Below are 25,482 nucleotides of genomic sequence, written 5' to 3' on the forward strand. Positions count from 1 at the left end.
CGTTACAGCGCGCCTTTATGCCATGGGCCGCGAATAGCAAAGGTCACGCCGGGGGACTGCACATTGGCAAACAGCCAGTCACCATAAAAGGTGGCGCCGGCCCATTCCCGTGAACGGAAATCGCCGGTGTGACTGTCGTGGAAGTGCTCCCGGGTGCCGGGATAAATTGCATCGATTTTGTCCAGGTCGCCGTCTGCCAGCTGAATACGGTTCTCTGCAAAAGGAAAGGTCTCACCACCGCGGCTGAGGCCGATCAGCCGCTTGGGGTCCGAGCGCCCATCTTCACACAGAATAATGCCGCCCCGGGGGCTGATGGCGATATTGTCCGGGCCGTCCACATCCGATGCATCGGTCGATTCATAAGCCAGCGTGAGGGTCTCCCGGCGCGGGCTGTACATCCACACCTGCCCGAGTCCGGCGGTACCGCCGTCGGTGGATACGAAGTAAATATTGCCGCTGTCCTCCCAGCAGCCCTCGCCGCGGGAAAAAATGGCTGCGTTGGGGGCCGAATCAAAAGCGCGGCCGTGGATGCCTTCCGGGTCTGTCACCAGCTCCCAGGTCACATCAAAAGTGTCGCCGAGGGTGAACCCGCCGCGGAAATTTTTGGAGGGAGCATTCTTGGCCACCAGGGCGTACAGGGCTCCGCCGTCGCGTAGTCCTTCACCGCGGCGGTGGCGGCTGCGCCAGTTACGGTGTCCTGCGCCGGGCTGCACGTACTTATAGAAGGCGCTGCTGCCCGCGTCTTCGGTTTCGTACACGATACCGGTACGGGGATCCACGGCGACGGCTTCGTGGGAGAAGCGCCCGGCCGCGCGGATGGGTTGACCGTTACTGATGCCGAATGCGGGGACATCGAAGATGTAGCCGTGGTTGTATCCGTCGGGGCGCCAGGTGTGGAAGGTCTCTTCACAGGAAATCCAGGAGTCCCACGGGGTCGGGCCGCCGGAACAATTGCGGATTGTGCCGCCGAGACTGGTATAGCTGTGGGTGAACTGACCGCGCACCAGGTCAAACTCGGGAGTGGTGGTACCGCCATATTCGGCCGGGTTATACATGCCACCATCGACCAGGCATTGATTGCTTTCACCCGCAGACAGTTCATGGTTGCGGACCATGGCAATGGTGCGGCCCCGGCGACCGCAAACGGCCATTCCGTCATGATCCGTGGGGGTGGGCCGTCCGTCGTCCATCAACTGTCCGGTCCAGCCGAATGACAGATACTCGAAGCCGACTGGCAGGGCCAGCAGGGTGAGCCCTGTCGACTGACAGGTCGCAGGCTTCAGCGGGCCGTAATCGGGGGAGTGTGGCTTGCGGTAGCGTTCGCGCTCTCCGCGCCCGCGATCGTGGTGGTTGCGCGCCTCCGCGGAGAGGGCGCCAAAGGCGAGACTGGCTGCGCCGCCGATAAGGCTGCTGCGAACAAAGCCCCGTCGGCTGAGGGTGTTGGTTTCTTTGCGAGCCTGGTTGTCTGCTTGCAGCTCCGCCATTTCATTTGGGTCGAAAGTCTCCATACGATCTTCCTTATTTGTTACGCCTGTTGAGATTGTGTGTTGGTGGTTCGAGGTGGTCCTCGCGGTGCAGGCTGCGAGACGTCTGTGACCGCCAGCGGGGCGTCGTGTGAAGCTTTTGCGACCGGAGAGGAATAGGGCAAGGGATCATAGGATCAAGGGGATACAGGCGCCCCAGGGAGCGCGACTGACTGTTTGGTTATGTCCGTGCTTGTTTCTTTATATATAGATACGGAAAAGCCGGAGGGCGCTGGCTCGCGAGCGATAGGGCACCACTGGAAACTATCCGGATAACTGGTTGACAGGCCAAAAATTCACCCGTAGACTTCGCGCTCCTTTTCGCCCGCCCTCGGGGCTGCGTAAAAGGACGTTCTTTAGATTTACAACTGGAGTTTGATTCCATGCAGGGTCAACGCATCCGAATTCGCCTGAAGGCGTTCGATCACAAGCTGATCGACGCGTCTACTCAGGAGATCGTAGAGACGGCCAAGCGCACTGGCGCACAAGTACGCGGTCCCATCCCGCTGCCGACTCGCAAAGAGAAGTACACCGTACTGATTTCTCCGCACGTCAACAAGGACGCGCGTGACCAGTACGAAATCCGTACTCACAAGCGTTTGCTAGACATCGTAGAGCCTACCGAGAAAACCGTTGACGCGCTGATGAAGCTCGATCTGGCGGCCGGTGTAGAGGTTCAGATTAGTCTCGGCTAACACTTCAAATTAACTACCGAATCCCAGGCGAAAAAGGTCTGGGTAGTGTAACGCTCTGAAATTGGGCGGCCGCAGTGGGTTAAAGCCCCGTGCACTGAGAGGTTGAAAAGATGACTATAGGTATTGTCGGCCGCAAGAGCGGCATGACTCGCATCTTCACTGAAGATGGCGCTTCTATCCCGGTAACTGTTATCGAGGTAGCTCCGAATCGCGTCACCCAGGTGAAAACCGTGGAAACTGATGGCTACTCCGCAGTTCAAGTGACTGTGGGTGCTCGTAAGGCTTCCCGTGTCTCCAAGCCCGAAGCGGGCCACTTCGCCAAAGCCAATACTGAGGCTGGCACTGCTCTTTACGAACTGCGCACTGACGGTTCTGAAGAGTCCTTCGACATCGGTTCTGAAATCACTGTATCTGGCTTTGAAGCCGGTCAGAAGATTGACGTAACCGGTACTTCCAAAGGTAAAGGTTTCCAAGGCGGCGTTAAGCGCTGGAACTTCCGTACCCAAGACGCTACTCACGGTAACTCTCTGTCTCACCGCGCTCCCGGTTCTATCGGTCAGTGCCAGACTCCTGGCCGCGTGTGGAAAGGCAAGAAGATGGCCGGTCACATGGGTGCCGAGCGTGTTACCACGCAAAACCTGGAAGTAGTTCGTGTGGACGCCGAGCGCAACTTGCTGCTGGTCAAGGGTGCCGTACCTGGCGCACCTGGCGGTAACGTTATCGTTCGTCCGGCAGTTAAAGCCTAAGTCTGAGGGGAAATAGATATGGAACTGAATATCGCAACTCCCGAAGGCGCTAAAGGCACTGTTGCAGTCTCTGAAGTGGCTTTCGGTCGTGAATTCAATCAGGACCTGGTACACCAGGCAGTCGTCGCCTATATGGCTGGCGCTCGTCAGGGCACCAAGGCTCAGAAAAACCGCGCTGCGGTTTCCGGCGGCGGCAAAAAGCCGTGGCGTCAAAAAGGTACTGGCCGTGCTCGTGCCGGTACTATCCGCAGCCCGCTGTGGCGTTCTGGTGGCGTAACCTTCGCCGCTGAGCCGCGTGATCACAGTGTTAAGCTGAACAAGAAAATGTACCGCGCTGCACTGCGCTGCATTCTCTCCGAGCTGGCTCGTCAGGAGCGCCTGGTTGTGGTTGAGTCCTTCGACGTTGAAGCGCCGAAGACCAAGCAGCTGGTAACCAAGCTGGCACAGTTCGATCTGTCTGAAGCGTTGATCGTGACCGAAGAGGTAAATGAAAACCTCTACCTGGCCGCGCGCAACCTGCACAAGATCGACGTTCGCGACGTACAGGGTATCGATCCGGTAAGCCTGATTCGTTTTGACAAGGTCGTGGTTACCGTTTCTGCACTGAAGAAAATTGATGAGGTGCTGGGATGAACCAAGAGCGAATCTACAAAGTATTGCTGGGTCCGGTAATTTCCGAGAAAGCTGCTGTGCTGGCGGATGCCGCCAACCAGGTAGTGTTCAAGGTGACCACCGATGCCACCAAGGCTGAAGTAAAAGCTGCGGTAGAAAAGCTGTTCAACGTAACTGTTGAACAAGTTCGCACCGTAAACGTTAAAGGCAAGACCAAGCGCACCCGCTACGGCATGGGCGTGCGCAATGATTGGAAAAAAGCCTACGTTCGTCTGGCCGAAGGCAGCGACATCAACTTCGAAGCCGCTGAGTAAAGGGGAAATTTGCAATGGCTATTGTAAAAACAAAACCGACCTCTGCCGGCCGTCGTCACCTGGTCAAGGTTGTTAATTCCGACCTGCACAAAGGTGCGCCTTACGCTCCGCTGGTTGAGAAGAAATCCAAGACCGGTGGCCGTAACAACAACGGTCGCATTACCACCCGTCACATCGGTGGTGGTCACAAGCATCACTACCGTATGGTGGATTTCAAGCGCAATAAGGATGGCATTCCGGCCACCGTTGAGCGTCTGGAATACGATCCTAACCGTACCGCGCATATCGCTCTGGTGTGCTATGCCGACGGTGAGCGTCGTTACATCATTGCACCGAAAGGCCTGAAGGCCGGTGCCAAGATCCAGTCTGGCGACGCTGCGCCTATCGCTGTAGGTAACACCCTGCCGCTGCGCAACATCCCGGTTGGTTCCGTGATTCACGCTATCGAGCTGAAGCCTGGTAAAGGTGCTCAGCTGGCCCGCTCTGCCGGTGCCTCTGTTCAGCTGGTTGCCCGTGAAGGTCAGTACGCGACTATCCGTCTGCGCTCTGGCGAAATGCGTAAAGTGTTGTCTGAGTGCCGCGCCACCCTGGGTGAAGTGAGCAACTCTGAGCACAGCCTGCGCAAACTGGGTAAGGCTGGTGCCAAGCGCTGGCGTGGTGTTCGTCCTACCGTTCGCGGTGTGGCGATGAACCCGGTAGACCACCCGCACGGCGGTGGTGAAGGTCGTACCTCCGGTGGCCGTCACCCTGTGACGCCTTGGGGTGTTCCGACCAAGGGTAAGAAAACGCGTAAGAACAAGCGCACCGACAACATGATTGTACGTCGTCGCGGCAAGTAATTCTCAATAGAGAGTTAGTCGCGCACGATGTGTGAGCATCTAAAGAGGAATCTAAAGTGCCACGCTCATTAAAGAAAGGTCCCTTTATTGATCTGCATCTGATCAAAAAGGTGGAGGCAGCGATCGAAGCCAATGATCGCCGGCCGATTAAAACCTGGTCCCGCCGTTCCATGATTATGCCGGAAATGGTGGGCCTGACGATTGCTGTTCACAACGGTCGTCAACACGTACCGGTACTGGTCAACGAAGAAATGGTTGGCCACAAGCTGGGTGAATTCGCTGCTACCCGCACTTACCGTGGCCACGCCGCGGACAAGAAAGCGAAGAAGCGCTAAGCCGAGGTTATAGAGATGGAAGTACAAGCAAAATTACGCGGTGCTCGTCTGTCGGCACAGAAAGCGCGTCTGGTAGCTGATCAGATTCGCGGCAAAGGTGTCGAGGAAGCCCTGGACATCCTGGCTTTCAGTCACAAGAAAGGTGCTGCGATCGTCAAGAAGGTTCTGGAATCTGCAATCGCCAACGCTGAGCACAACGACGGTGCTGACGTTGACGAGCTGAAGGTTTCCACCATCTTCGTGGATGAGGGTATGACCATGAAGCGCATTAAGCCGCGTGCCAAGGGTCGTGCCGATCGTATTCTTAAGCGTACTTGTCACATTACTGTGAAAGTAGCCGAGAAATAAGAGAGCAGGCGAGAAAACCATGGGACAAAAAGTACATCCTACCGGCATTCGTCTGGGTATCGTTAAAAAGCATACCTCTGTTTGGTATGCCGGCAGCGACGAGTACGCAGACAAGCTGTACACGGATCTGAAAGTTCGCGAATTCATTCGCAAAAAACTGGCCCACGCTTCCGTGAGCCGCATCGAGATCGAACGTCCGGCCAACACCGCTCGTGTGACCATTCACACTGCGCGTCCGGGCATCGTGATCGGTAAGAAAGGTGAAGACGTAGAGCGTCTGCGCAACGAGGTGAGCAAGCAGATGGGTGTGCCTGTGCACATCGACATCGAAGAAGTGCGCAAGCCTGATCTGGACGCAACCCTGGTTGCCCAGAACGTTGCTCAGCAGCTGGAGCGTCGCGTTATGTTCCGTCGTGCTATGAAGCGCGCCGTACAGAACGCTATGCGCCAGGGCGCTGAAGGTATCAAGATTCAGGTTGGTGGTCGTCTTGGCGGTGCCGAGATTGCCCGTACCGAATGGTACCGTGAAGGCCGTGTGCCGCTGCACACTCTGCGTGCCAACATCGACTACGGCACTTATGAAGCCAGCACTACCTACGGCATCATCGGTGTGAAAGTTTGGATCTTCAAAGGCGAAGTCATCGGTGACGAAATCCCCGAAGAGAAGCCAGCGAAGACTCGCAAGAAAGCTGCTAAGTAAGGGGTGCGCAGATGCTACAACCGAAGCGTACAAAATTCCGCAAGGTACAGAAGGGTCGCAACCGCGGTCTTTCGCAGCGCGGCTCTAAAGTGAGCTTTGGCGAGTTCGGCCTTAAGGCCATCGGTCGTGGACGCATTACTGCGCGTCAGATCGAAGCGGCTCGTCGCGCAATGACTCGTCACGTTAAACGTGGCGGTAAGATCTGGATTCGTGTGTTTCCGGACAAGCCCATCACCAACAAGCCTCTCGAGGTTCGGATGGGTAAAGGTAAGGGTGGCGTTGAGTACTGGGTTGCCCAGATTCAACCAGGAAAGGTCCTCTATGAAATGGAAGGCGTTTCTGAAGAATTGGCTCGCGAAGCTTTCGAGCTCGCCGCAGCCAAGCTGCCTGTAAAGACAACTTTCGTTAAGCGTTCGGTGATGTAATGAAGACTGCAGATCTACGCTCAAAGTCAGTTGAGGAGCTGAACCAGGAACTGCTGAGCCAACTTGAAGCACAGTTCAAGCTGCGCATGCAGAAATCCACTGGTCAGCTGACTCAGACTCATCTGCTGAAGCAGACTCGTCGCGACATTGCTCGCATTAAGACTGTGTTGACCGAGAAGGCAGGTAATTAATCATGGCTGAAGCAAAACTGAAGCGTACTCTGACCGGTAAGGTCGTGAGTGACAAGATGGATAAAACCATCACCGTTTTGATCGAGCGCCGTGTTAAGCACCCGATCTACGGCAAAATCGTGAGCAAGTCCACCAAGCTCAAGGCACACGACGAAAACAATGAGTGCGGCATCGGTGATGTTGTGACCATTGAAGAATCTCGTCCGCTGTCCAAGAGCAAGTCCTGGTCCTTGCAGACTATTGTAGAGCGTGCGGCGAAGGTTTAATCCTGGCCCATTGACTGTGAAGACCTAAACAGGTTTTCGGAGAGGAACAATGATTCAAGCAGAATCCTACTTAGAAGTAGCTGATAACAGTGGGGCTCGCCGTGTCATGTGCATCAAGGTGCTGGGCGGCTCCCACCGTCGCTACGCTGGCGTTGGCGACATCATCAAGGTAACCGTTAAGGAAGCAATTCCCCGCGGTAAAGTGAAGAAAGGTCAGGTGATGAACGCGGTTGTGGTTCGCACCAAGAAAGGTGTGCGTCGCCCGGACGGCTCCCTGATCAAATTCGACGATAACGCAGCGGTGTTGCTGAACCAGAACCATGCTCCGGTTGGCACCCGTATTTTTGGCCCGGTAACTCGCGAGCTGCGCGGTGAGAAGTTCATGAAGATCATCTCCCTCGCTCCCGAAGTTATCTAAGCCACGAGCGGAGAAGAGTAATGCGCAAGATCAAGCGTGACGATGAAGTGATCGTTATCGCCGGTCGCGACAAGGGCAAGCGTGGCACCGTACGTAAGGTGTTGAACGATGGCCGTCTGATCGTATCCGGTGTCCAGATGATCAAAAAACACCAGAAGCCGAACCCCCAGCTGGGCGTTGCCGGTGGAATCGTTGAAAAAGAAGCCGCTATCCAGGCTTCCAACGTTGCCATCTTCAACCCGAATACCCAAAAAGCTGACCGGGTAGGCTTCAAAGTACTGGAAGATGGCACTAAGATCCGCGTCTTCAAATCCAGCGGCGAAGCCGTTGACGCATAAGTCAGGTGGAAAAAATGGCAAGGCTTAAAGAGCTCTACACCAAAGAACTCGCGTCCAAGCTGAAAGAAGAGCTGGGACTTGAGAACGTAATGTCCGTGCCGCGCATCACCAAAATCACCGTCAACATGGGTGTCGGTGAAGCCATTGGTGATAAGAAGGTACTGGAACACGCAGTCAGTGACATGACTGCTATTACTGGTCAAAAACCTATTGTGACCAAAGCGCGTAAGTCAATCGCGGGCTTCAAAATCCGTGAAGACTGGCCGATCGGCTGCAAGGTAACTCTGCGCGGTGAGCGTATGTATGAGTTCCTGGAGCGACTGATTGGTATCGCGATCCCACGTATCCGCGACTTCCGTGGCATTAGCCCGAAGCAGTTCGACGGTCGTGGTAACTTCTCAATGGGTGTAACCGAACAAATCATCTTCCCGGAAATTGACTACGACAAAGTAGACAAGATCCGCGGTCTGGATATTTGTATCACTACTACAGCAGCTAACGACGACCAAGGTCGCGCACTGCTGAAAGCATTCAACTTCCCTTTCAAGGGTTAAGAGGATTCCATGGCGAAGAAATCCATGATTGCGCGTGAGAACAAGCGCGCTCGAACCGCAGCTAAGTACGCTGAAAAGCGTCAAGAGCTGAAGGCGATCATCGCCAGTGCCAACGCTTCCGATGAGGAGCGTTGGGAGGCTCAACTCAAGCTGCAACAACTGCCGCGCGATGCAAGCCCGGTACGTCAGCAACGTCGCTGTCGTATCACTGGTCGCCCCCACGCTGTATACCGCAAGTTCGGCCTGTGCCGTAACAAACTGCGTGAAGCCGCTATGCGTGGTGATGTCCCCGGTCTGGTTAAGTCCAGCTGGTAAAACGGCAGACTTGAGGAGTCTTAAGTAATGAGTATGCAAGATCCGTTGGCAGATATGCTGACCCGCGTCCGCAACGCTTTGGCGCGCGGCAAGGGCAGTGTTTCTATGCCTTCTTCAAAACTGAAAGTAGCCGTAGCCAACGTACTGAAAGACGAAGGTTACGTTACTGGCGTAGCGGTCGGCGAAGGTGCCAAGCCTGAGCTGACTATTGAACTGAAATACTTCCAGGGCAAGCCGGTAATTGCTGAGCTGGACCGGGTTTCCCGTCCAGGCCTGCGTAACTACGCAGGTAAAAAAGCATTGCCATCCGTTCGCGGCGGCCTGGGCATCGCTATCGTCTCCACCTCTCGTGGTGTGATGACTGATCGCGCAGCCCGTCAGGCTGGTGTCGGCGGCGAAGTGCTCTGCACCGTATTCTAAGCGGGGGTTAATATGTCTCGAGTAGCTAATAGTCCCGTAAGTATCCCCGCTGGCGTGTCCGTTGACCTGAAAGGTCAGGACATCGCTGTTAAAGGTGGTAATGGTAACCTGAACTTCAACATCCACTCTGACGTGGAAGTGAAGCAGGAAGAAAACCAGCTGACCTTTGCTGCACGCAACGGTTCCAAGCAGGCACGTGCCCTCGCCGGCACCACCCGCGCGCTGGTTAACAATATGGTGGTCGGCGTCAGTCAGGGTTTCGAAAAGAAACTGCAGCTGAACGGTGTAGGTTACCGTGCGAAAGCATCTGGTAAATCCGTGAACCTGACTCTGGGCTTCTCCCACCCGGTAGATTACGACCTGCCGGAAGGTGTTACCGCAGAAACCCCGAGCCAGACTGAAGTTGTACTGAAGAGCAGCGATAAGCAGCTGTTAGGTCAAGTGGCCGCAGAGATCCGCGCATTCCGTCCGCCGGAGCCCTACAAAGGTAAGGGTGTCCGTTACGCCGATGAGCGCGTGTATCGCAAAGAGGCCAAGAAGAAGTAAGGCATAGATATGAACGTTAAGAAGCAATCCCGCTTGCGTCGTGCACGTCGTGCCCGCGCCAAGTTCCGTGAGCTGGGCGCCGTTCGCCTGACAGTGAACCGCACTCCCCGCCACATTTACGCACAGATCCTGTCTGCCGACGGCGACAAGGTATTGGCCACTGCCTCTACTCTGGACAAGGACCTGCGTGAAAGCAAAACCGGTAACGTCGACGCTGCTACAGCTGTTGGTACCCTGATCGCTGAGCGTGCGAAAGCCGCTGGTGTAGAAACGGTAGCCTTCGATCGTAGCGGCTTCAAATACCATGGCCGTGTTAAGGCCCTGGCAGACGCTGCCCGTGAAGCCGGTCTGAAATTCTAAGGGTTGAGTTATGGCTAGAGATAAAGTCGAGAAGAGCAACGACGAAGGCCTCCAGGAGAAACTGGTCCAGGTCAACCGTGTTGCCAAAACCGTAAAAGGTGGTCGTATCTTCGCGTTCACCGCTCTGACCGTAGTTGGCGATGGCAATGGCCGCGTTGGCTTTGGTCGTGGTAAAGCGCGCGAAGTGCCAGTTGCCATCCAGAAAGCTATGGAAGCTGCACGTCGCAACATGATCCAGGTAGACCTGAACGGTGACACCCTTCAGTATGCTACCAACGGTCGCCACGGCGGTTCCAAGGTATACATGCAGCCCGCTTCCCAGGGTACCGGTGTAATTGCCGGCGGTGCCATGCGCTCCGTACTGGAAATGGCTGGCGTCCACAACGTACTGGCAAAGTGCTACGGCTCTACCAATCCGGTAAACGTCGTCCGCGCTACCTTCAGTGCTCTGGGCAAAATGAGCAGCCCGGAAGACGTTGCCGCCAAGCGTGGCAAGTCTGTGGAAGAAATCCTGAACTGATTCGGTTTGGGTCGCAGCCGCTCTATCGCTGCGACCCACTCTGAACTTGCTTTGAGTGAATGAGTCATGGCTAAGAAGACCATCAAAGTAACCCAGGTCAAAAGCATCAACGGTCGTCTGAAGAATCATCAGGCGTGTGTTGCTGGTCTGGGTTTGCGCCGCATTGGTCACACTGTGGAAGTGGAAGACACTCCCTCTGTGCGCGGCATGATCAACAAAGTGAATTACCTCGTAAAAGTAGAGGAGGCGTAACATGCGTTTGAATGAACTGTCTCCCGCTGAGGGTCACAAGCACAGCGCCAAGCGCGTTGGTCGCGGCATCGGTAGCGGCCTGGGTAAAACCGGTGGCCGTGGCCACAAAGGTCAAAAATCCCGTTCCGGCGGTAGTGTTCGTCCGGGCTTCGAAGGCGGTCAGATGCCTTTGCAGAAGCGCCTGCCGAAGTACGGTTTCTCCTCTCGCGTCGGCCGCTTTGTTGCGGAAGTGCGTCTGGCGGAGCTGGCCAAGGTTAAAGGGGACACGATTGATTTGGCAGCGCTGAAGAATGCCGATATTATCGGCAACCACATTAAGCGCGCCAAAGTGTTCCTGTCTGGTGAACTGACCAAAGCGGTTACCGTGAAAGGTCTGGGTGTCACCAAAGGTGCTAAAGCGGCCATCGAAGCTGCTGGCGGAAAAGTAGAAGACTAAATCGAGGCCCCAATGGCACGACCAGGATCTGGTGTTAACTCCCTGGGCAACGGCAAGGGATTAGGCGAGCTTTGGGCTCGCCTTCGTTTTCTGTTTCTCGCGATTCTTGTTTATCGCATAGGGACCCATATTCCGGTGCCCGGTATTGATCCGGAAAAGCTGGCGAACCTGTTTAACCAGAACCAGGGAACCATCCTTGGTCTGTTCAACATGTTCTCCGGTGGTGCACTGGAGCGGATGAGTATTCTGGCGCTCGGCATCATGCCTTACATCTCCGCGTCCATCATCATGCAGTTGATGACCGCGGTAACGCCTTCACTGGAGGCGTTGAAGAAGGAAGGTGATGCAGGCCGGCGCAAGATCAACCAGTACACCCGTTATCTGACGGTTTTGCTGGCCCTGATCCAGGGTATCGGTATGACCTTTGGTCTCGCCGGTCAGAACCTGGCTTACTCCGCGGAACCGGCATTCGGATTTTACTTTGTGGCCGTAGTGTCACTGGTTACCGGTGCAGTGTTCATGATGTGGCTGGGTGAGCAGATCACCGAGCGCGGCGTCGGCAACGGCATTTCCATGCTGATCTTTGCCGGTATCGTTGCGGGTCTGCCCAGTGCCATCGGTCAGGCTTTCGAGCAGGCGCGTCAGGGTGAGTTACACATCCTGATGCTGCTGGCCATCGGCTTTGTTGCACTGGCGGTTGTCTACTTCGTTGTAGTGATGGAACGCGGCCAACGTCGCATCACCATCAACCACGCCCGCCGTCAGGCTGGTCGTTACTCTCAGGCGCCGGCGGCTCAATCCAGCCACCTGCCTCTGAAGGTCAACATGGCCGGTGTGATCCCGGTGATCTTCGCCAGCAGTATCCTGCTGTTCCCTGCGACTCTGGCGCAGTGGTTCGGCCAGGGCGGCGAGGGCATCGGTGCACAGATTCTGCAGTGGATGGCGCTGCAGTTGGGCCCGGGTCAGCCGCTGAACATTATCCTGTTCGCACTGCTGATCGGCTTCTTCTGCTTCTTCTATACGGCGTTGATGTTCAACCCGAATGAAGTGGCAGATAACCTGAAAAAATCCGGTGCATATGTGCCCGGTATTCGCCCCGGCGAACAGACCGCTCGTTACATCGACAGCGTGCTGACTCGTCTGACTCTGGTGGGTGCCTGTTACATCGCATTGGTATCCCTGCTGCCGCAGTTCCTGGTAGTTGGGCTGAACATTCCTTTCTATCTGGGAGGTACCTCGCTGCTGATCGTTGTGGTCGTAGTGATGGACTTCATGGCGCAAGTGCAGTCGCACCTGCTGTCCCACCAGTACGATGGGTTGATGAAGAAGGCAAATCTGCAAGGTTACGGCCGCCGTTGATCGGCAGCCGTCGCAGCAGGATTGAATTGAGGTAAGGTCATGAAAGTACGCGCTTCTGTTAAAAAGATCTGCCGTAACTGCAAAATCGTACGTCGCAAAGGTGTTCTGCGGGTTATCTGCAGCGCCGAGCCCCGTCACAAGCAGCGGCAGGGCTAATCGACGCTCCGGCGTCGATTAGCGCGACTCACCAGGGACGGTGAGTCCGGTGACCATATCAGGGATAGGGCTGGTCACCAATTGATCGTGAAAGTATTTGCCTCTTTGCACCGCCCCGTGTAAAAAGGCGCACCGCAGAGCGATATGCCTGCGGCGAAACTGGAAAGTCACCTTCGGGTGGTATGAAAGTTTCAAAAAAGGGGGCGTTGACTGTCGTCCGTTTTACCTTGGGTTCAGGCCCTGGGAAGGCGGGCTATTGCAATTTGGTGTATGAAAAGCTATTCTTGCGCGCCTTTTTGGTGGTGTTGATGGCTTTTTATTCGCTGTCAGCGCCGAAATGAGAAATGAGCTGCGCCATTACCAAGTTGCGCTGTTCACAATACGTGGAGTACGCCTCTATGGCACGTATTGCTGGTGTAAACGTACCAGACCACAAGCACGCCGTGATCTCCCTGACCCATATCTTTGGTGTCGGACGCACTACGGCCAAGTCTATTCTGGCAGCGGTAGGTATCGCTGAATCCACCAAACTTCGTGATCTGTCCGAAGACCAGATCGAAACCATCCGCGGTGAAGTTGCAAAACTGACCGTTGAAGGTGATCTGCGTCGTGAAGTTTCCATGAACATCAAACGTCTGATGGACCTGGGTTGCTTCCGCGGTCTGCGTCACCGTCGCAGCCTGCCGCTTCGCGGTCAGCGCACCAAGACTAACGCCCGTACCCGTAAGGGTCCGCGCAAGCCGATCCGTAAGTAACTCTTTGTTACTGCGTCGCGCAAGTCTTCACAAGTACAGGATTTAGGATACAGGTATGGCTAAGCCAAAAACTACTGTTCGCAAAAAGGTCAAAAAGACCGTTGTCGACGGTGTTGCCCACATCCACGCATCGTTCAACAACACGATCGTGACGATCACTGACCGTCAGGGCAATACTCTGAGCTGGGCTACCGCTGGTGGCTCCGGTTTCCGCGGTTCTCGTAAGAGCACCCCTTTCGCAGCCCAGGTTGCCGCTGAGCGCGCAGGTACTGCCGCTCAAGAGTACGGCCTGAAAAACCTTGATGTCGAAGTTAAGGGCCCCGGCCCTGGCCGTGAATCTGCCGTTCGCGCCCTGAACAACTGCGGCTACAAGATCACCAACATCACCGACGTGACGCCGATCCCGCATAATGGTTGTCGTCCGCCCAAGAAACGTCGCGTGTAAGAGGGGGTTGACGAAATGGCACGTTATATTGGACCAAAATGTAAGCTTTCCCGTCGGGAAGGTACCGATCTTCAGCTGAAAAGTGGCGTTCGCCCGCACGACTCCAAGTGTCGTGCAGAAACCAAGCCGGGTGTTCACGGCGCTGGTCGCGGCCGTCTGTCCGACTACGGTATTCAGCTGCGTGAAAAACAAAAAGTACGTCGTATCTACGGTGTGCTGGAAAAGCAGTTCCGCAACTACTATAAGGAAGCGGCGCGTCTGAAAGGTGCAACCGGTGAAAACCTGCTGCAACTTCTGGAAAAACGCCTGGACAACGTGGTTTACCGCATGGGCTTCGGCTCTACTCGTGCTGAAGCACGTCAGCTGGTATCTCACAAGGCGATTCTGGTGAATGGCGCTACCGTAAACATCCCTTCTTACTCTGTTAAAGAAGGCGACGTTATCTCCATTCGTGAGAAGTCCAAAAAGCAGATGCGTATCCAGAACTCCGTTTCCCTCGCTGCACAGCGCGGTGACGTTGAGTGGGTAGACGTGAACGCGACCAAGCTCGAAGGTACCTTCAAGCGTGTTCCGGATCGCGTGGATCTGCCGGCAGAGATCAATGAAAACCTTATCGTGGAACTCTACTCCAAGTAAGGCTCTGTTCCATTTAAGGAATAAAACTGTAATACAGGTATGGCTATGCAGACTGCTGTCAACGAGTTTTTGACACCTCGTCGTATTGACGTCACCGAGTACAACCAGAACCACGCCAAAGTGGTTCTGGAACCGCTGGAGCGTGGTTTCGGCCACACTCTCGGCAACGCACTGCGCCGCATCCTGCTGTCCTCCATGCCAGGCTGCGCCGTCACTGAAGTTGAGATCGACGGTGTTGAGCACGAGTACAGCGCAATCGAGGGTGTGCAGGAAGACGTTATCGAAATCCTGCTCAACCTGAAGGAAATTGCGGTGGTGATGCACGGCAAGGACCAGGCAGTGCTGAGCCTGAGCAAGAAAGGCCCAGGCGCGGTTACCGCTGGCGATATTCAGGTGGACCACGACATTGAAATCGTGAACCCTGAGCACGTTATCGCCAACATCACTGGCGACGTGGAACTCAACCTGCGTCTGACCGTCGCACGTGGTCGTGGCTACCAGCCCGCCGACGCGCGTCGCGAAGACGAAGAAGAGACCCGCGCTATTGGCCGTCTGCAACTGGACGCCTCTTTCGGCCCGGTTCGCCGTGTTTCCTACAGCGTGGAATCCGCGCGTGTAGAACAGCGCACCGACCTGGACAAGCTCGTTCTGGACCTGGAGACCAACGGTACTCTGGATCCGGAAGAAGCCATCCGTCGTGCCGCCACCATCCTGCAGCAACAGCTGGCAGTGTTTGTGGACCTGGAAGGCGAGAAGGATGCAGCGCCAGAAGCCAAGGAAGAGGAAGTTGATCCGGTGCTGCTGCGCCCGGTTGATGACCTGGAGCTGACCGTACGTTCGGCAAACTGTCTGAAAGCAGAAAACATCTACTACATCGGCGACCTGATTCAGCGTACCGAAGTAGAACTGCTGAAGACCCCGAACCTGGGTAAGAAGTCCCTGACCGAGATCAAGGACGTTCTGGCCTCCCGCGGTCTGTCCCTGGGCATGCGCCTCGAGAACTGGCCGCCGGCCAGCCTCAAGGGCGACAGCAAGCTGAGCCCCCTGTAAAGCGTTTGTGGCGCGGGTGATTCACCCACGCCATGTGAGAAACCCGAGTGGTGTGTGTCGTTAGCAGATACCACTCACAGACGACTTGCTGAGAAAGCAATTGAAGTCGTGAGGAATTGAGTTATGCGTCATCGCTATAGTGGCCGTAAATTCAGTCGTACCAGCTCTCACCGCAAGGCCATGTTCAAGAACATGACCGCTTCTCTGGTAGAGCACGAACTGATCAAAACCACACTGCCGAAAGCCAAAGAACTGCGCCGCGTTGCCGAGCCGCTGATCACCCTGGCCAAGAAAGACAGTGTTGCTAACCGCCGTCTGGCTTTCGCCCGTATCCGTGATAAGGATGCTGTGCGCAAGCTGTTCGACGAACTGGGTCCCCGTTACGAAGCCCGCCCGGGCGGATACATCCGCATTCTGAAATGCGGTTTCCGTGCTGGCGACAAGGCTCCAATGGCCTACGTTGAGCTGGTGGATCGTCCGGTTGCGGACGAGACTGCAGAAGCTGCAGAAGCCTAAAGCATTTTGTTTTAGGTTTTCGGAACTCGCATCAGCGGTTTCCGGACATGGAAAAGCCGGTCATTGACCGGCTTTTCTTTTATCCGCCCCATGTTTTTCTGAAAAGAGATTAGCCTCAGATGTTCCAGTCTCTCGATGATTTATTGAAAGTGCTCAATCCGCAGATTGTTGGCAGCCTCAAGCGTGCCATCGAATTGGGTAAGTGGCCGAATGGTGTCGCGCTGACTGCAGAACAGAAAATACTGTGCGGTGAGGCGATCGCCTACTGGGAGCAGCAACACGCGGCACCCACCGAGCGAGTTGGTTATGTGCCTCCCAAAGCGACCCCTTGTGCGGATAAGTCAGACGTAGAGGAAACGGTCACCTGGGTGAAATCCTAGGCTCTCTTCATTTTTTGCCTGAGGCATGGTGTACCCGCTGCGTAGGGACTTACAGCAGGTCAGGTAATTTCATCAGTAGACTGGCTTTCTCGCGCTGGATCTGCCGTGCTACCTCTGCATCGATCGTTTCCAGGTTCAGCGGTGTTCCAGCCGTCAACTGACCAAGCCGGTGGACGTCGGCACTGATGACATGTGCGATACGTGGGTAGCCGCCGATCGTCTGACCTTCCACAAAGCTGATAATGGGCAATCCATTCGGCGGTACCTGGATTGTGCCTGGGCACAAAGCGGAAGACACCTGCTGCGGCGCGCGCTCCTGGGGTAGGGGTTGGCCGTTCAGGCGGATGCCCATGCGGTTGCTCTGGGGGGAGACGGTAAAGTTCCCCGCACACAGTTGCTGCCGGGCGCCCTCTGAAAAGTAGTGTGCCTCGACACCGTCGACAGTGCGTAGCAGCGGTCGGCTCCCATAGTCCAGGCGGTACGGACCCGGAAGGCTGTGTGTCTTTTCTATTCGGCAATTGCGCAGGGGCAGCTGATCGCCAGCTTGCAGCGCGCGTCCCGCGAATCCGCCAAATCCGGCAATCACATTTGTGGAAAGGCTTCCCATACGGGGGGCGATGGCAAGCTCTGCTGCCAGAGCAATATACGCACGGGCCCCCGATCGGAGTGCGCCGAAGCGGAGGATGTCGCCGGGGCGCATCTGAAGTACCTGGTCGTTGCCCACCGGCGTGCCGTTGTGTAGGAGATCGAATTCTGCGCCGCAAATGACGATGGATAGCTCGCAGGTAAATTCCAGCTCCGGGCCGGTAAGGGCGACCTCAAGGCAGGGATGCGATAACGGGTTTGCGAGCAGCAGATTAGCCAGGGCCATGGCAAAAGTATCCGCCGCGCCACCTCGCGCCACCCCCCATTGCAGGTTGCCGGGGCGCCCCGCATCCTGAACAGTGGTCTGTAGGCCTGGTTTCAAAACGCGCAGGGTCACTGCTGTACTCCCCTTGTGGAAAGCGCGCAGAGTGGCATTTTTTCTGGCTCGGAATGCGGGTCGAATTGCGCAAATTCTTGCATGCTTATCTGCACAAATTTGACTCGGTCCAGGGGGCGGGCAATAAACGGCTGCGCCTGATCTGGCCGAAACAATGCCAGGGGCGTGCGGCCGATAATCTGCCAGCCACCGGGAGTGGCCTGGGGGTAAATACCAGTCTGCTTGCCACCGATCCCCACAGAGCCAGCTGGCACACTGAGTGCCGGTCGCGCCTTGCGTGGGCTGTGCAGCGAGGTATCCAGTCCGCCGAGGTAAAGGAACCCCGGGGTGAACCCGAGCATATGCACCAGGTATTGCGGTGCAGTGTGACGGGCGACGATTTCCGAAGCGGTCAGCCGGGACTGCGCACACAGTGCGGGCAAATCCGGTGCGAATTCGTCGTCGTAACACACGGGAATGCGGATCAGTTTGCGGGTGCCGGAAATCGACGTCGGGTGTGCAAGCGTCGTTTGGGTCAGCGACATCAGCGCGTCCAGCAATCTGGTGGTTTCTGTCACATGCAGCGGATCGAAGCATACAGTGAGACATTGGTAGGCTGGGACCAGCTCGGTGACGGCATCCAGGGAGGCCGTTTCGATAGCCTCGGCGAGGGCAATGATGGTCTCACTCAGCTGTTCACTGGGCTCGGCTGAAAAACGGATATCGAAGGCCGCGTCGCCATTTGGTAGTACCTCAAACCCCCTTGCTAACGGCATAGTCTGTACCCGGCGCGCTGCAGAGCCTGCTGGAGGTTTTGTGCAATCAATTCCGCCTGGGGGTTATCCCCGTGCAGGCAGATACTATCGACGGTAAATCGCAGCGGCTTTTTATCGATCGAGGAAAAGGTGGTGCCCGCGGTGAGCGCCAGTACCTGCCCGAGGCATTGATCAAAATCTTCGATAACGGCTTCGGACATGCTGCGGGGCGACAGCTGATGGTCGTTCAGGTAGCGGCGATCCATAAAACCTTCACGCAGCACAGGGTAACCGTGTCTGCGCGCCGCCCGTTCAACGGCTGCATTGGCGAGGGCAAGTATGTTCAACGTGGGAAAAGCCCGGCTAAACATGCGCACAAGGTCGTCGGCGAGGGTGTCATCGGCTTCGGCGTCGTTATACAGGGCGCCGTGCAGTTTGATATGGGTAAGCGCAAACTGTTCCTGAAGTGCCAGGCTTTGCAGCGCCTGAATCTGCTCCTGTACCGAAGCCAGTAGTGCCTGCCGTGGCATCGTCAGGGAGATGCGGCCGAAGTTTTTCCTGTCCGGATAGCCCGGGTGCGCTCCGGCGGCGATCTGGTGTCTGTGCGCATTGATCAGTGAAAGCCGCATGGTTTCGGCGTTGCCGGCGTGACCACCACAGGCGATATTGCAGCGGGAGATATACCGCATGATGCGCGCATCCCGCGCGCAATGCAGCTGGTCTTCTCCCTCGCCAAGATCGCAATTGATGTCTATGGTTTTCACAGTTTGCGTTCCGTGCCGTTGTCGTGGTGCCGATGTCGTGGTGTGGTGTAGTTCTACTTTTTCAGCATGGGCTTCAGGAAGCGCCCTGTATGTGAACCTTTTACCTTCGCCACCTGCTCCGGTGTACCGGTGGCAATGATTTCACCACCGCCGGATCCGCCCTCCGGGCCCAGGTCTACGATCCAATCAGCAGTCTTAACCACATCCAGATTGTGCTCGATCACCACAATGGTGTTGCCGTGATCGCGCAGCCGGTGCAGTACGTCAAGCAGCAATTGAATATCGGCAAAGTGCAGGCCGGTGGTAGGTTCGTCGAGAATATACAGGGTTTGCCCGGTATCCCGTTTCGACAGCTCGCGGGACAGCTTAACCCGTTGCGCCTCACCACCGGACAGCGTGGTCGCAGCCTGGCCCAGTTTGATATAGGACAGGCCCACGTCCATCAGCGTCTGCAGTTTTTTGGCGATCGAGGGAACCGGGTCGAAGAATTCCCGTGCGTCCTCTACTGTCATCTCCAACACCTCGTGGATGCTCTTGCCCTTGTACTGAACCTCGAGCGTCTCGCGGTTGTAGCGTTTGCCTTTACAGGTATCGCAGGGCACGTAGATATCCGGCAGGAAGTGCATTTCCACCTTGATCACGCCATCACCCTGGCAGGCCTCGCAGCGGCCGCCTTTGACGTTGAAACTGAAACGGCCGGGCTTGTAGCCGCGGGAGCGGGCTTCCTGGGTGCCGGAAAACAGTTCGCGAATCGGAGTGAAAATACCCGTGTAGGTGGCGGGGTTCGAGCGCGGCGTACGGCCGATGGGGCTCTGGTCGATGTCCACGCACTTGTCGAAATGATCCAGTCCCTCGATCGCTTTGTGCGGTGACGCTTTCAGTGTGGTGGCCTTGTTCAGTGCGGTGGCCGCCAGCGGATACAGGGTGGTGTTGATCAGGGTGGATTTGCCGGAGCCGGACACGCCGGTGATACAGGTGAACAGGCCCACCGGAATTTCCAGGTCCACATTTTTCAGGTTGTTACCAGTGGCGCCTTTGATGCGCAGAAATTCGTCACCGACGGGGTTGCGCTTTTTCGGTACCGCAATCTGTTTGGTGCCGGAAAGGTATTGGCCGGTCAGCGAGCGCTCACAGGCAGCAATCTCGTCGTGGGTACCGGCGGCGACCACCTCGCCCCCGTGTACACCGGCACCGGGGCCGATATCCACAATAAAATCTGCCGCGCGGATGGCATCCTCGTCGTGCTCGACCACGATCACGGTGTTGCCGATGTCCCGCAGGTGGGTGAGGGTATTCAGCAGACGCTCGTTGTCCCGCTGGTGCAGACCGATGGAGGGCTCATCGAGAATATACATTACGCCCACCAGGCCGGCGCCGATCTGGCTGGCCAGGCGGATGCGCTGGGCCTCACCGCCGGACAGGGTTTCCGCGCTGCGGTTGAGGGTCAGGTAATTCAGTCCCACATCCACCAGGAAGCGGAAGCGGTCGCGCAGTTCCTTGAGAATCTTGTCCGCGATTTCTTTCTGCGCGCCCTTGAACTTGAGCTGGTTGGCAAAGTACTCAAATGCATCGCCCACCGGCAGCTCAGTAATCTGTGCCAGTGTTTGGTTGTCCACAAAGACGTTGCGCGCTTCGCGCCGCAGGCGGGTGCCGTGGCATTCCGGGCACTTCTGCGAGCTCAGGTATTTGGCCAGTTCCTCGCGCACCGACTGGGATTCGGTATCCCGGTAGCGGCGCTGGAAGTTGGGAATGATGCCCTCGAAGGTGTGGCGACGCACGGTGATATCGCCGCGGTCGTTGACGTAACTGAAATCAATCGGGGTGTCGCCGCTGCCGTGCAGGATCACAGCGCGATATTTCTTGGCGAGTTTTTTCCACGGTTTGTCCAGGTCGAAGCCGTAATGCTCGGAGAGAGAGTCGAGCATGTGGTAGTAGTAGATATTGCGTCTGTCCCAGCCGCGGATAGCGCCTTCTGAAATGCTGCTCTCGGGGTCGAGGATCACCTTGTCCTCGTCGAAGAACTGGTTGACGCCGAGGCCGTCACAGCTGGGGCAGGCACCGGCCGGGTTGTTAAAGGAAAACAGGCGCGGTTCCAGTTCGTCCAGTGAGTAATCACATACAGGGCAGGCGTGGCGTGCGGAGAACAGGTGATCATCGCGGTCGCCGTCCATAAAGCTGATGGACGCGATACCGTCGGTGAGGTTCAGGGCGGTCTCGAAGGATTCCGCCAGGCGCAGCTGCAGGTCGTCGCGGACCTTGAAGCGGTCCACCACCACCTCGAGGGTGTGTTTTTTGCGCTTGTCCAGCTTGGGTGTGTCGTCGAGATCGCACACGGTGCCATTGATGCGCGCGCGCACGAATCCGTCCCGCCGCAATTGTTCGAACACATGCAGGTGTTCACCTTTGCGGTCGCGTACCACCGGCGCCAGCAGCATCACCTTGGTGCCCTCCGGCAGCGCCAGTACATGGTCCACCATTTGGCTGATGGTCTGGGCCTGGAGCGGTACGTGGTGATCCGGGCAGCGGGGCTCGCCGACGCGGGCAAACAGCAGGCGCAGGTAATCGTAAATCTCGGTGATGGTGCCCACGGTGGAGCGCGGGTTGTGGGAGGTGGACTTCTGCTCAATGGAGATGGCCGGAGACAGACCCTCTACCGTGTCCACATCCGGCTTTTCCATCATCGACAGGAACTGGCGCGCGTAGGTGGAGAGCGACTCCACATAACGGCGTTGGCCCTCGGCGTACAGGGTGTCAAAGGCGAGTGAGGACTTACCAGAACCGGACAGGCCGGTAATCACAATAAGCTTGTCGCGGGGAATATCCAGGTCGATATTCTTCAGATTGTGGGTGCGGGCACCCCTGACGTAAATCGTGTCCACTCGGATTCCTGTTTCGGTATTTGGTGTGACTCGCGCGTCGGGTTAGGCGGGACCCGGCGGAAGCAAACGGTCAAGTATAATGTGCTGCGCCGTTGTGCCAAAATCCCCGGCCATCCGAACGTGAATAATTCTGCAGTGGATACGGCAATCATGATCCCCGTTATTTTGTGTGGTGGCACCGGTTCGCGCCTGTGGCCGCTTTCCCGCGAGGCCTACCCGAAACAATTTCTTTCCCTGGTCGGTAGCGAGACCATGCTGCAGGCCACTGCCCTGAGGCTGGAGGGGCTGGCCGAGGTGCAGGCGCCGATACTGGTGTGTAACGAATCCCACCGCTTTGCCGCCGCCGAGCAGCTGCAGGAAGTGGGCCGTGCCGCCCAGTCGATTTTGCTGGAGCCCTGTGCACGCAATACCGCGCCGGCCATTGCCCTGGCTGCGCTGGCGTCGCTGGAAAGCGGTCAGGATCCGCTGCTGCTGGTGTTACCGGCGGATCATGTGGTCGCCGACAAGACCGCTTTTCAGGCGGCGGTGTCTGCGGCAACCCCGCTTGCCGAGTCCGGTCGCCTGGTGACCTTTGGCATCGTGCCCACCTCTGCGGAGACTGGGTATGGCTATATCCGTAGCGGCGGCCGCCTTGAGGGCGGATGGGAAGTGGCCGAATTTGTGGAAAAGCCGGACCTTGCCACCGCGGAAAAATATCTCGCCAGCGGTGATTACAACTGGAACAGCGGTATGTTCCTGTTCCGTGCGTCCCGTTTTCTTGAGGAGCTTGCTCAGTTCCAGCCGGAAATTCTGGAAAGCTGCCGCGCCGCCATTGCCGGTGCAGTGCGCGACCTGGACTTCACGCGGGTGGATGCCAAGGTGTTCGCCCACTGTCCATCGGACTCGGTGGACTATGCGGTAATGGAGAAAACCGAGTCTGCCGCAGTGGTACCCATGGATGCCGGCTGGAGTGATGTGGGCTCCTGGTCGGCACTTTGGGAGCTGGCGCAAAAGGACGAATACGGAAACCTGTTGCAGGGCGATGTGCTGACCGAAGATGCCAGCGGCTGTCTGATACACGGCGGCGACCGGCTGATCGGTGTGCTCGGCGTCAGGGATCTGGTGGTGGTGGATACCGACGATGCATTGATGGTCGCGGACAAGAGCCGGGTACAGGACGTCAAAAAACTGGTTGCGCAGCTTAAACACAGCGAGCGCAGGGAAGCAGAGAATCACCGCAAGGTGTTCCGTCCCTGGGGTTATTACGACTCCATCGATGCCGGCCCCCGCTTCCAGGTGAAGCGCATCGTGGTCAAACCCGGCTGCCAATTGTCCTTGCAGATGCATCACCATCGCGCCGAGCACTGGATCGTGGTGCGCGGCACCGCAAAAGTGACCCGCGGCGACGATCAGCTGCTGCTGACCGAAAACGAATCCACCTTTATCCCTCTCGGGGTGGTGCACCGTCTGGAAAACCCGGGAGCTATCCCCCTGGAACTGATCGAGGTCCAGTCCGGCAGCTATCTCGGCGAAGACGATATTGTGCGCTTTGAGGATCAATACGGGCGCGACTGAACGGCCGCCCCGCCATAGCTTTGAACTATGTTGCTGTTTGGCCGCAGGGGGATCATTCCCCGCGGCCAGCACTGGTACAATGCCCGCCGTTATTCCCTGTGTCCGGATCTTTTGAATGAACTCCACCGAACGCCGCGCGCTCGCCGGTCTCGCTTCCCTCTACGTCTTCCGCATGCTCGGCCTGTTTATGGTGCTGCCGGTACTGTCCCTGTATGGCAGTGATTATGCGGGTAGCACGCCGGCTTTGCTGGGGCTGGCGCTGGGTGCTTACGGCCTGAGTCAGGCGATTCTGCAGATCCCTCTGGGGGTGTTGAGCGACCGGTGGGGCCGCAAACCGGTCATCTTCCTGGGGCTTATCGTGTTTGCCCTGGGGAGCGTGGTGGCGGCGACCACCGACTCTGTATACGGGCTGATCGCCGGGCGAATCCTGCAGGGGGCCGGCGCTATCGCCGCTGCGACTATGGCCCTCGCCGCCGACCTGACGCGGGACGAAAACCGCGGTAAGGCGATGGCGGTCATCGGCGCCTCCATCGGAGTGGCGTTTGTGCTGGCCGTGGTTCTGGGGCCGCTGGTCGCGGGGCTGGGTGGCCTGTCGGCCATTTTCTGGCTGACCGCGGTGCTGGCCCTGTTGGGGATGCTGCTGGTGTGGCGGTTGGTACCGAATCCGGAACGCACTGAACGCCGCGGCCCCCAATCCGGTGACTTCTCGAAATTGCTTGCCGACGGCTCCGTGTGGCGCCTGGTGTGCGGGGTGTTCTTCCTGCACTTGCTGCTCACCGCCCTGTTTGTCCCGCTGCCGCTGATGCTGGTCGAACAGCTGCAATTGCCCAGTGAGCAACACTGGAAGCTCTATGCACCGCTAATGCTGGGTGCCTTTGTGGTCATGCTGCCATTGATGCGCATGGCGGAAAAGCGCCAGCAGGTACCTGCGGCCATGCGCCTCGCCTTGCTGGGACTGGTATTTGGCGGTGTGGCTCTGATGCCCTCGGTGCAGGGAAGCTGGATTGTGGTCTGCCTGGGGTTGTTCTTCCTCGCCTTCAATCTGCTGGAAGCCTTGCTGCCGGCGCAGCTTACCCGGGTGGCTCCGGCGGAGTGTCGCGGTGCGGCAACCGGTCTCTACGCCACCGCCCAGTTCCTCGGCGCGTTTGTCGGTGGCAGTGTGGCCGGAACCCTGTTTGGGCTGGGGGGCGCGGGCCCGGTCGCGACCTTCGTTCTGGGCGTGCTGGTGCTCTGGTCCATCAGTTGGCGGCAACTGCGCGGTACCCGCGTGCCGGTTGTCAGCAGCTGATTCGGCGATTTCTGCAAATCTTCCATCGAGTCGGGCAGGTCGGCTGCGGCGGCGGTGACGGCGCCCCGCCGAGTGTTGTATCCTGCTGGATATAAATACACTGCTGGCTGCGCTCAGAGCCCCGGACGAGGGTTCCGAAAGAGGGGGCTTATTGAAAGTCCTGAGAGCGCTGATTTTCCGTCAGAATTTTTAACTTTATCTTGAACATGAGAGCTCCCGTGATTTCGGGAGCGGCAGAGAGGAGAGGCACATGGCTTCCAGAGGCGTGAACAAAGTAATCCTGGTGGGCAACCTGGGTGGTGATCCGGAGACCCGCTACATGCCGAGCGGCGGAGCCGTAACCAATATCACGGTAGCCACTTCCGAGACCTGGAAGGACAAACAGAGTGGCCAGCAGCAGGAGCGCACCGAATGGCACCGCGTGGTGTTTTTCAACCGCCTTGCGGAAATTGCCGGTGAATACCTGCGTAAAGGCAGCAAAGTGTATCTGGAAGGCTCTCTGCGTACCCGCAAATGGCAGGACAAGAACTCCGGCCAGGATCGTTACACCACCGAGATTGTTGCCGCTGAAATGCAGATGCTCGACAGCCGTGGCGAAGGTGGTTACCAGCAGAATCAGGGTGGTGGTTACCAGCAGCAACAAAACCAGGGTGGCTACGGTCAGGATCAGGGTGGCTACCAGGACGACTACTCCCAGGGCCGCTCCTCACCGTCTCCCATGGCCCCGGCGCAGCAAGGCGGCCAGCCGCAGAACAAGCCTTCCAATCAGCCGCCAGCCGGTGGTTTTGACAACAGCTTCGACGATGATATTCCGTTCTAATCGAGGCTGAG

37 protein-coding genes are annotated in these 25,482 nt (G+C 57.2%); 32 read left to right on the plus strand and 5 right to left on the minus strand.

The genetic code is table 11. The annotated features are described in order from the left end of the window. Window positions 1–2: 2 nt before the first annotated feature. On the minus strand, window positions 3–1,508 hold the full coding sequence (locus tag ACYX4K_RS00875; protein ID WP_475090657.1) for an alkaline phosphatase PhoX: 1,506 nt from the start codon (window positions 1,506–1,508) through the stop codon (window positions 3–5). A gap of 398 nt (window positions 1,509–1,906) precedes the next feature. On the opposite strand from ACYX4K_RS00875, the gene rpsJ reads away from it, so the two are divergent. From rpsJ to ACYX4K_RS01020, 29 genes are all read left to right on the plus strand, one after another. After that, entirely contained in the window at window positions 1,907–2,218 is a 312-nt protein-coding gene (rpsJ, locus tag ACYX4K_RS00880; RefSeq protein ID WP_010133849.1) for a 30S ribosomal protein S10, read from the plus strand. A 110-nt stretch (window positions 2,219–2,328) separates the two neighbouring features. Next, the gene (gene rplC / locus ACYX4K_RS00885) at window positions 2,329–2,964 is read left to right on the plus strand and encodes a 50S ribosomal protein L3 (RefSeq protein WP_475090656.1); all 636 of its coding nucleotides are present in this window, start codon (window positions 2,329–2,331) and stop codon (window positions 2,962–2,964) included. An 18-nt stretch (window positions 2,965–2,982) separates the two neighbouring features. Beyond that, window positions 2,983–3,597, plus strand: a complete 615-nt coding sequence (gene rplD, locus ACYX4K_RS00890) for a 50S ribosomal protein L4 (RefSeq protein ID WP_255875714.1) — start codon at window positions 2,983–2,985, stop codon at window positions 3,595–3,597. Next, window positions 3,594–3,890: a 50S ribosomal protein L23 gene (gene rplW, locus ACYX4K_RS00895; protein ID WP_475090655.1), complete on the plus strand. Its 297-nt coding sequence runs from the start codon at window positions 3,594–3,596 to the stop codon at window positions 3,888–3,890. Before rplD ends, rplW begins: the two co-directional genes overlap by 4 nt. Window positions 3,891–3,904: 14 nt before the next feature. Continuing rightward, window positions 3,905–4,729, plus strand: a complete 825-nt coding sequence (gene rplB / locus ACYX4K_RS00900; protein WP_475090653.1) for a 50S ribosomal protein L2 — start codon at window positions 3,905–3,907, stop codon at window positions 4,727–4,729. 56 nt (window positions 4,730–4,785) lie between these two features. Then, window positions 4,786–5,064 carry a 30S ribosomal protein S19 gene (gene rpsS, locus ACYX4K_RS00905; protein WP_020411388.1) on the plus strand — a complete coding sequence of 93 codons (279 nt, stop codon included), beginning with the start codon at window positions 4,786–4,788 and terminating at the stop codon, window positions 5,062–5,064. Between the two features lie 15 nt (window positions 5,065–5,079). Continuing rightward, window positions 5,080–5,412, plus strand: coding sequence for a 50S ribosomal protein L22 (gene rplV, locus ACYX4K_RS00910; protein ID WP_078084422.1), 333 nt, complete (start codon window positions 5,080–5,082; stop codon window positions 5,410–5,412). A gap of 19 nt (window positions 5,413–5,431) precedes the next feature. Continuing rightward, window positions 5,432–6,112, plus strand: coding sequence for a 30S ribosomal protein S3 (gene rpsC, locus ACYX4K_RS00915; RefSeq protein ID WP_255875713.1), 681 nt, complete (start codon window positions 5,432–5,434; stop codon window positions 6,110–6,112). Between the two features lie 11 nt (window positions 6,113–6,123). Beyond that, window positions 6,124–6,537, plus strand: coding sequence for a 50S ribosomal protein L16 (rplP, locus tag ACYX4K_RS00920; protein WP_010133841.1), 414 nt, complete (start codon window positions 6,124–6,126; stop codon window positions 6,535–6,537). Then, window positions 6,537–6,728, plus strand: a complete 192-nt coding sequence (rpmC, locus tag ACYX4K_RS00925) for a 50S ribosomal protein L29 (RefSeq protein ID WP_043320803.1) — start codon at window positions 6,537–6,539, stop codon at window positions 6,726–6,728. The genes rplP and rpmC overlap by 1 nt, the downstream gene beginning before the upstream one ends. 2 nt (window positions 6,729–6,730) lie before the next feature. Continuing rightward, window positions 6,731–6,994, plus strand: a complete 264-nt coding sequence (gene rpsQ, locus ACYX4K_RS00930; RefSeq protein WP_010133838.1) for a 30S ribosomal protein S17 — start codon at window positions 6,731–6,733, stop codon at window positions 6,992–6,994. A 49-nt stretch (window positions 6,995–7,043) separates the two neighbouring features. Further along, window positions 7,044–7,412, plus strand: coding sequence for a 50S ribosomal protein L14 (gene rplN, locus ACYX4K_RS00935; RefSeq protein WP_043320805.1), 369 nt, complete (start codon window positions 7,044–7,046; stop codon window positions 7,410–7,412). 20 nt (window positions 7,413–7,432) lie between these two features. Then, on the plus strand, window positions 7,433–7,750 hold the full coding sequence (gene rplX / locus ACYX4K_RS00940; RefSeq protein WP_066967187.1) for a 50S ribosomal protein L24: 318 nt from the start codon (window positions 7,433–7,435) through the stop codon (window positions 7,748–7,750). Window positions 7,751–7,764: 14 nt separating this feature from the next. Beyond that, the gene (gene rplE, locus ACYX4K_RS00945; protein WP_475090652.1) at window positions 7,765–8,304 is read left to right on the plus strand and encodes a 50S ribosomal protein L5; all 540 of its coding nucleotides are present in this window, start codon (window positions 7,765–7,767) and stop codon (window positions 8,302–8,304) included. A gap of 9 nt (window positions 8,305–8,313) precedes the next feature. After that, the gene (rpsN, locus tag ACYX4K_RS00950) at window positions 8,314–8,619 is read left to right on the plus strand and encodes a 30S ribosomal protein S14 (RefSeq protein WP_043320810.1); all 306 of its coding nucleotides are present in this window, start codon (window positions 8,314–8,316) and stop codon (window positions 8,617–8,619) included. Window positions 8,620–8,646: 27 nt separating this feature from the next. After that, window positions 8,647–9,039 carry a 30S ribosomal protein S8 gene (gene rpsH / locus ACYX4K_RS00955; RefSeq protein WP_475090650.1) on the plus strand — a complete coding sequence of 131 codons (393 nt, stop codon included), beginning with the start codon at window positions 8,647–8,649 and terminating at the stop codon, window positions 9,037–9,039. Window positions 9,040–9,051: 12 nt separating this feature from the next. Beyond that, window positions 9,052–9,585: a 50S ribosomal protein L6 gene (rplF, locus tag ACYX4K_RS00960; protein WP_475090648.1), complete on the plus strand. Its 534-nt coding sequence runs from the start codon at window positions 9,052–9,054 to the stop codon at window positions 9,583–9,585. A gap of 9 nt (window positions 9,586–9,594) precedes the next feature. Beyond that, window positions 9,595–9,945 carry a 50S ribosomal protein L18 gene (gene rplR, locus ACYX4K_RS00965; protein ID WP_043320815.1) on the plus strand — a complete coding sequence of 117 codons (351 nt, stop codon included), beginning with the start codon at window positions 9,595–9,597 and terminating at the stop codon, window positions 9,943–9,945. A 10-nt stretch (window positions 9,946–9,955) separates the two neighbouring features. Continuing rightward, a complete protein-coding gene (rpsE, locus tag ACYX4K_RS00970) occupies window positions 9,956–10,465 on the plus strand; it encodes a 30S ribosomal protein S5 (RefSeq protein WP_043320817.1) in 510 nt (169 codons plus the stop codon). Between the two features lie 66 nt (window positions 10,466–10,531). Next, a complete protein-coding gene (rpmD, locus tag ACYX4K_RS00975; RefSeq protein ID WP_010133829.1) occupies window positions 10,532–10,717 on the plus strand; it encodes a 50S ribosomal protein L30 in 186 nt (61 codons plus the stop codon). Window position 10,718: 1 nt separating this feature from the next. Beyond that, window positions 10,719–11,153, plus strand: coding sequence for a 50S ribosomal protein L15 (gene rplO / locus ACYX4K_RS00980; protein ID WP_475090647.1), 435 nt, complete (start codon window positions 10,719–10,721; stop codon window positions 11,151–11,153). Between the two features lie 12 nt (window positions 11,154–11,165). Continuing rightward, window positions 11,166–12,512 (plus strand): preprotein translocase subunit SecY, encoded by a 1,347-nt coding sequence (gene secY, locus ACYX4K_RS00985; RefSeq protein ID WP_475090646.1) that lies wholly within the window; start codon window positions 11,166–11,168, stop codon window positions 12,510–12,512. Between the two features lie 39 nt (window positions 12,513–12,551). Then, complete coding sequence (gene rpmJ / locus ACYX4K_RS00990) at window positions 12,552–12,668, plus strand: 50S ribosomal protein L36 (protein WP_010133825.1); 117 nt, start codon at window positions 12,552–12,554, stop codon at window positions 12,666–12,668. Window positions 12,669–13,066: 398 nt separating this feature from the next. Then, window positions 13,067–13,423 carry a 30S ribosomal protein S13 gene (gene rpsM, locus ACYX4K_RS00995; protein WP_299596269.1) on the plus strand — a complete coding sequence of 119 codons (357 nt, stop codon included), beginning with the start codon at window positions 13,067–13,069 and terminating at the stop codon, window positions 13,421–13,423. Window positions 13,424–13,478: 55 nt separating this feature from the next. Further along, complete coding sequence (gene rpsK, locus ACYX4K_RS01000) at window positions 13,479–13,868, plus strand: 30S ribosomal protein S11 (protein ID WP_043320820.1); 390 nt, start codon at window positions 13,479–13,481, stop codon at window positions 13,866–13,868. A gap of 15 nt (window positions 13,869–13,883) precedes the next feature. Next, entirely contained in the window at window positions 13,884–14,504 is a 621-nt protein-coding gene (gene rpsD / locus ACYX4K_RS01005; RefSeq protein ID WP_043320821.1) for a 30S ribosomal protein S4, read from the plus strand. A 45-nt stretch (window positions 14,505–14,549) separates the two neighbouring features. After that, window positions 14,550–15,554: a DNA-directed RNA polymerase subunit alpha gene (locus ACYX4K_RS01010; RefSeq protein ID WP_043320823.1), complete on the plus strand. Its 1,005-nt coding sequence runs from the start codon at window positions 14,550–14,552 to the stop codon at window positions 15,552–15,554. A 123-nt stretch (window positions 15,555–15,677) separates the two neighbouring features. Next, complete coding sequence (gene rplQ / locus ACYX4K_RS01015; protein WP_010133817.1) at window positions 15,678–16,070, plus strand: 50S ribosomal protein L17; 393 nt, start codon at window positions 15,678–15,680, stop codon at window positions 16,068–16,070. Between the two features lie 119 nt (window positions 16,071–16,189). Next, a complete protein-coding gene (locus ACYX4K_RS01020) occupies window positions 16,190–16,450 on the plus strand; it encodes a YeaC family protein (protein WP_475090642.1) in 261 nt (86 codons plus the stop codon). Between the two features lie 49 nt (window positions 16,451–16,499). Here ACYX4K_RS01020 and ACYX4K_RS01025 read toward each other — a convergent pair whose 3' ends face one another. From ACYX4K_RS01025 to uvrA, 4 genes are read right to left on the minus strand one after another with little or no spacing between them, the layout of a single operon-like run. After that, window positions 16,500–17,432 carry a 5-oxoprolinase subunit C family protein gene (locus tag ACYX4K_RS01025; RefSeq protein ID WP_475090640.1) on the minus strand — a complete coding sequence of 311 codons (933 nt, stop codon included), beginning with the start codon at window positions 17,430–17,432 and terminating at the stop codon, window positions 16,500–16,502. Continuing rightward, window positions 17,429–18,187: a 5-oxoprolinase subunit PxpB gene (gene pxpB / locus ACYX4K_RS01030; protein ID WP_475090638.1), complete on the minus strand. Its 759-nt coding sequence runs from the start codon at window positions 18,185–18,187 to the stop codon at window positions 17,429–17,431. Before pxpB ends, ACYX4K_RS01025 begins: the two co-directional genes overlap by 4 nt. Continuing rightward, window positions 18,178–18,930, minus strand: coding sequence for a 5-oxoprolinase subunit PxpA (gene pxpA, locus ACYX4K_RS01035; protein ID WP_475090636.1), 753 nt, complete (start codon window positions 18,928–18,930; stop codon window positions 18,178–18,180). The genes pxpB and pxpA overlap by 10 nt, the downstream gene beginning before the upstream one ends. Window positions 18,931–18,983: 53 nt before the next feature. Then, window positions 18,984–21,809: an excinuclease ABC subunit UvrA gene (gene uvrA, locus ACYX4K_RS01040; protein WP_475090634.1), complete on the minus strand. Its 2,826-nt coding sequence runs from the start codon at window positions 21,807–21,809 to the stop codon at window positions 18,984–18,986. Window positions 21,810–21,959: 150 nt separating this feature from the next. Between uvrA and ACYX4K_RS01045 the strand changes: the two genes are divergently transcribed. From ACYX4K_RS01045 to ssb, 3 genes are all read left to right on the plus strand, one after another. Then, window positions 21,960–23,363: a mannose-1-phosphate guanylyltransferase/mannose-6-phosphate isomerase gene (locus ACYX4K_RS01045; protein WP_475090633.1), complete on the plus strand. Its 1,404-nt coding sequence runs from the start codon at window positions 21,960–21,962 to the stop codon at window positions 23,361–23,363. A 115-nt stretch (window positions 23,364–23,478) separates the two neighbouring features. After that, a complete protein-coding gene (locus ACYX4K_RS01050; protein ID WP_475090632.1) occupies window positions 23,479–24,651 on the plus strand; it encodes an MFS transporter in 1,173 nt (390 codons plus the stop codon). 250 nt (window positions 24,652–24,901) lie between these two features. Beyond that, window positions 24,902–25,471: a single-stranded DNA-binding protein gene (ssb, locus tag ACYX4K_RS01055; protein WP_475090631.1), complete on the plus strand. Its 570-nt coding sequence runs from the start codon at window positions 24,902–24,904 to the stop codon at window positions 25,469–25,471. Window positions 25,472–25,482 lie beyond the last annotated feature (11 nt).

Source organism: Microbulbifer sp. ABF4_107 (assembly GCF_056312215.1).